Origin of the sequence: Patulibacter medicamentivorans (assembly GCF_000240225.1) — a bacterium.
GTDB classification, from domain to species: domain Bacteria; phylum Actinomycetota; class Thermoleophilia; order Solirubrobacterales; family Solirubrobacteraceae; genus Patulibacter; species Patulibacter medicamentivorans.
Map to the genome: position 1 here is coordinate 1 of NZ_AGUD01000068.1, position 5,000 is coordinate 5,000.

Here is a 5,000-nt window from a genome sequence, read left to right on the forward strand (position 1 = left end):
CCGGCGCCAGGCGCCGCAGGTCGGCCGCGGCGCGCGCGACCGCCGCGGACGGGTCGCCCCCGCCCGTGGCGCCGTCCAGCTCGAGCCGCTCGACGGTCATGCTCCGGGGGCCGCCGGCAGCAGCGCGCGGCGGAGCTCGTCGACCGCGGCGGCCTTGAGCCGGTGCGCGGCCGGGTTGACGATCAGGCGGGCGGTCGAGAAGGCGATCTCCTCGCGCTCGACCAGGCCGTTCTCGCGCAGGGTCGTGCCGGTCGCGGTCAGGTCGACGATCGCGTCCACCAGGCCGGTCAGCGGAGCCAGCTCGACCGAGCCGTTGACCTTGACCAGCTCGACCTGGCGGCCGGTCTCCTCGAAGAAGCGGCCGGCGATCCCGGTGTACTTGGTCGCGACCCGCATGATCCCGAGCCGGCGCAGGGCCTCGACCGCCGGATCCGGATCGCCGGCGACCGACGCCAGCACGATCCGACAGGGACCGAAGCCGAGGTCGGCCAGCTCGACCACGTCGCGGCCGCGCTGCTCCATCAGCACGTCCTTGCCGGTGATGCCGACGTCGGCGGCGCCGGCCTCGACGTAGGTCGCCACGTCGGAGGGCCGCATCGTGACGATGCCGGCGTCCTCGAACAGCAGCTTGCGGTCGTTGGAGCGGACCTCGCTGGTGTCGATCCCGACCCGGTCCAGGTGGTCGAGCGCGTCGCCGAGCATCGTCCCGCGCGGGACGGCGATCCGCAGGCCGTAGCGGTTCATGCTGCGCTCCCGCCGTTGGGGATGACGGTCGGGTCGACCCGCCAGCGGCCGCGGGCGACGCCGACCAGCGCCGTGTGCAGCGCGTCGACGTCGAGCGCGAAGCCGACCGCCGGCAGCGGCCGCCCGAAGCGCCCGAGCAGGTCGTCGTAGCGTCCGCCGCCGCCGATCGCGTGGCCCTGGCCGGGCGCGTAGACCTCGAAGACCGCACCGGTGTAGTAGCCGAGCTTGCGGGTCAGGCCGAGGTCGAGGATCAGGTGCGAGCGGACGTCGTCGTCGATCCGCTCCAGCAGCTGGCGCAGCCCGCGGGACGCCTCGCGGGCGCGCGGATCCTCCAGCTGGTCGAGCACCTCGGGACCGCCGCGGCGGGCGGCGACGTCGAGCAGCAGCGCCGCGGTCGCGTCGTCGGTCGCCGCGCGGATCTCGCGCTCCAGGCCGACGTGGTCGCGGGTGGCCAGCTCGTGGAGGATCTCGGCGCGCTCGCGCTCCCCGACGCCGACCGCGTCGAGCAGCTCGGGGAACAGCGCGGCGTCGCCGACCGCCACCCGCGCGCCGTCGAGGCCGACCGCGCGCAGCGCGCCGACCAGCACGGTCAGCGCCTCGGCCGTGCCCTCTGGCGCGCCCGCGCCGCAGAGCTCGATCCCGGCTTGCAGCAGCTCGCGCGCCTCGCCGCGGCCGGGCAGGATCCCGCGATAGCAGTGGGCCAGGTAGCTGAGCCGGATCGGCGGCTCGACGTCGCCGAAGCGCGACGCGACCAGGCGCGCGATCGGGACGGTCATGTCCGAGCGCAGGACGAGCGTCTCGCCGTGCTCGTCGATGGTCCGGAAGCGGGGGCGCGCGGCGTCCTCCGACGGTCCGATGCCGGCCCGCTCGAGGACGCTGGCGTACTCCACGGCCGGCGTGGAGACCTCGCCGTAGCCGCAGGTGGCGAAGTGGTCGCGCAGCGCCGTGACCACTCCCTGGCGCTCGCGCATCTCGTCGGGCAGCACGTCGCGCGTGCCGCTGGGGATCGGCAGCGTCATCGCGATGGATCATCCCGGGTTCCGGGCCGGGACGACGTGTGGCCCCGGAGGACCGCAACCGTGGTTGCGGGTTCGAGCCGCGACCGCCGCCCCGGGATCGGGGTCAGCCGACCGACACGACCGCCTCGTCGGGCACGCGCTCGATCTCGGCGCCCAGCGCCCGCAGCCGCGAGTCGATCGCCTCGTAGCCGCGGTCGATCTGGTCGATGTTGCCGATCGTGCTGCGACCCTCGGCGCAGAGCGCCGCGATCAGCAGGGCCATCCCGGCGCGGATGTCGGGCGAGGTCAGCCGCTCGCCGCGCAGCCGGCAGGGGCCGCTGACGATCGCCCGGTGCGGGTCGCAGAGCGTGATGTCGGCACCCATCGAGACCAGCTTGTCGGTGAAGACCAGGCGGTTCTCGAACATCCACTCGTGGATCAGGACCGATCCGCTGGCCTGGGTCGCGAGGGCGACGGCGATCGAGGTCAGGTCGGCCGGGAAGGCGGGCCACGGTCCGTCCTGGACCTTCATCTTGTGCTCGCCGATGTCGCGGGCGGTCCGCAGGTCCTGGTCGCCGGGCACGACGACGGCGGTGCCGTCGAGCTCCGACCGCAGGCCCAGGCGGCCGAACACCAGCCGGATCATCCGCAGGTCCTCGGGCTCGACGTCGACGATCCGGACCTCGCCGCCGGTGACGCCCGCGAGCGCCATGAACGAGCCGATCTCGATGTGGTCGGGACCGATCGTGTGGTCGCAGCCGGACAGCTCGCCGTCGCCGTGGACGGTCATCACGTTGGAGCCGATCCCGTCGATCCGGGCGCCCATCTTGTTGAGCATCCGCGCCAGGTCCTGGACATGCGGCTCGCAGGCGGCGTTGCCGATGACCGTCGTGCCGGGCGTCAGCGCGGCGGCCAGCAGCGCGTTCTCGGTGCCCATCACTGACGGCTCGTCCATGAAGACCTCGCCGGCCCGCAGGCCGCCGGGCGGGGCGATCATCTCGATGTCGCGCCCGACCTCGAGCGTCGCGCCAAGCGCCCGGAACGCGTCCAGGTGCGGATCCAGCCGGCGGCGGCCGATCACGTCGCCACCGGGCGGCGGCATCACGCACGAGCCGAAGCGCGCCAGCAGCGGGCCGGCGAGCAGGAACGACGCGCGGATCCGCTCGGCGTCCTCGCGGCGCAGGCTCTGGGCGCCCTGCAGGGCCGACGCGTTCAGCCGCACGGCGTGCTCGTCCAGCCAGGTCACCGTGACGCCGATGCCCTCGAGCAGGTTGAGCATCGAGGTCACGTCGCGGATCCGCGGCACGTTGCGAACGACCACGTCCTCGCTGGTGAGGACCGAGGCGGCCAGGATCGGCAGCGCCCCGTTCTTGTTCCCGGCAGGGCGCACCGTCCCGGAGAGGGGACGGCCACCGTCGATGACGAACTTCTCCATAGTGCGTGTGGTCCGGTTTCGAGGGCGGGCGTACGCGGCACACACAACGTCCGCGAACGTCCACCCACGGACCGCCGGCAAGGCTAGCAGCGCCTCCCCGGCCTCGCGGACCGCGGCGGCCCTCCGTCCGTCCGGCGGGAGCGCAACGGCAGCGCCTCACCCGGAACGGCGTCCACCGCTACCCTCGAAGGGCGATGCCCGACCAACTGACGATCACCATCCTCGAAGGCGACGAGACCGGGCAGGAGCTGCTCGATCAGGCCGTCCGGGTGCTCGCTCCCGACGTGGTCGGCCTGCCGCTGACGCTCGAGCGGTTCGACCTCTCGCTCGCCAAGCGGCGCGAGACGAAGAACGCGATCGTCCACGAGGCCGCCGAGGCGATGCGCGCCAGCGGGCTCGGCGTCAAGGCCGCCACGATCACGCCCGAGGGCAAGGACGACGTCGGATCGCCGAACCGGATCCTCCGCGAGGAGGTCGACGGCAAGGTCATCATCCGCACCGGTCGCCGGATCCCCGGCGTCACGCCCGCGGCCGGCATCCACTTCCCGATCTCGGTGGTCCGGATGGCCGTCGACGACGCCTACGGCGCCAAGCAGTGGCGTGAGGGCACCGAGGGCGGCGACGACGAGATCGCCTACCGGACCGAGAAGATCAGCCGCTCGACCTGCCACGCGGTCGCCGAGTACGCGTTCCGCACCGCCGAGAAGATGCGCGGCCGCGTCTACGGCGGCCCGAAGTGGACGGTCTCCCCGGTCTACGAGGGCATGCTGAAGGAGGAACTCGACGAGGCCTCCACCCGCCACGCCGACGTCCGCTACCAGCCGGTCCTGATCGACGCGACCTACGCCGGCCTGGTCTCCGGTGACGCCGACGGGCCGCTGGTGATCCCCGCGCTCAACCGCGACGGCGACTGCCTGTCGGACCTGGTGCTGCCGCTCTTCGGCTCGATCGCCGGCGCCGAGTCGACGCTGCTGGCCTTCGACGCCGACTACGCGCCGCGGGTCGCGATGGCCGAGGCGCCGCACGGCACCGCGCCGTCGCTGCAGGGCAAGGACGTCGCCAACCCGATGGCGATGATCCTCGCCGGGGCCGCGGTCCTCCACTACGCCTCGCAGATCCACGGGGTCGCCGCCGCCGAGCAGGCCTCGCGCGCGATCTACGAGTCGGTCCTCGAGGGCGCCTCGGCCGGCGTCAAGACGCCCGACCTCGGCGGCTCCGCTTCGACGACCGAGGTCGCCGACGACGTCATCCAGCGCGTCCGCACCAAGATCGACGTCTGGTCGTCGCTCGGCACGACCGTCTGAGCGACGGCGCGGCGCGATCAGCCGCCCTCGTGGGCGCGTTCGCGCCGCAACCGCCGCTGGTAGCCCAGCCGCTGCAGGTACAGCGTCAGGACGCCGGCGGCGAACATCAGCACCACGTTGAGCGCCAGCTGCTCGGCCGAGCCGACCCAGCCGTCCCGATCGCCGTAGCCGAGCGCCACGCCGACGTTCGCCGCCGCCGGGATCGTCGTCACGCTCACCAGCACGCCGACCAGCGCGCCCGACTTGGCCGTCGTCAGCGACAGCAGCCCCGCCACGCCGGCCACCACGGCAACGATCCCCGCGTAGACGTCCGGCTTCGAGATCGCGCCCGCCAGCAGGTGCGAGGCGCCCGCGAAGTCGTCGGGGTGCAGCCCCGCCCAGCGGCCCACGACGGTGAAGACCCAGGCCGCGAGGATCGCCAGCGGCAACCCGACCCCCAGCGCCGACGCCGACCGCGCCGCCAACCGCGGGCGCCCGTTGGACAGCGCCACGCAGGCGGCCGCGATCGGGCCGAACTCC

The 5,000-nt window shown here is 73.7% G+C and carries 5 protein-coding genes (1 of these 5 running past the window's edge); 1 reads left to right on the plus strand and 4 read right to left on the minus strand.

All coding sequences use genetic code 11. The features are described from left to right. Window positions 1-96 precede the first annotated feature (96 nt). The 3 genes from hisG to murA form a co-directional block, all read right to left on the minus strand. Window positions 97-744, minus strand: coding sequence for an ATP phosphoribosyltransferase (gene hisG / locus PAI11_RS06875; protein ID WP_007572286.1), 648 nt, complete (start codon window positions 742-744; stop codon window positions 97-99). Continuing rightward, the gene (locus PAI11_RS06880; RefSeq protein WP_007572288.1) at window positions 741-1,763 is read right to left on the minus strand and encodes an ATP phosphoribosyltransferase regulatory subunit; all 1,023 of its coding nucleotides are present in this window, start codon (window positions 1,761-1,763) and stop codon (window positions 741-743) included. Before PAI11_RS06880 ends, hisG begins: the two co-directional genes overlap by 4 nt. A gap of 103 nt (window positions 1,764-1,866) precedes the next feature. Next, window positions 1,867-3,177, minus strand: coding sequence for a UDP-N-acetylglucosamine 1-carboxyvinyltransferase (gene murA, locus PAI11_RS06885; protein ID WP_007572290.1), 1,311 nt, complete (start codon window positions 3,175-3,177; stop codon window positions 1,867-1,869). Window positions 3,178-3,371: 194 nt separating this feature from the next. On the opposite strand from murA, the gene PAI11_RS06890 reads away from it, so the two are divergent. Continuing rightward, a complete protein-coding gene (locus tag PAI11_RS06890; RefSeq protein ID WP_007572294.1) occupies window positions 3,372-4,481 on the plus strand; it encodes an isocitrate/isopropylmalate family dehydrogenase in 1,110 nt (369 codons plus the stop codon). Between the two features lie 17 nt (window positions 4,482-4,498). Here the strand turns inward: PAI11_RS06890 and PAI11_RS06895 are convergent, their stop codons facing one another. Then, window positions 4,499-5,000 carry the 3' portion of a DUF389 domain-containing protein gene (locus tag PAI11_RS06895; protein ID WP_007572312.1) on the minus strand. 446 nt of this gene lie beyond the right edge of the window, so the window shows 502 of its 948 coding nt (coding positions 447-948); its start codon lies beyond the right edge, outside the window — the gene reads right to left on this strand; its stop codon occupies window positions 4,499-4,501.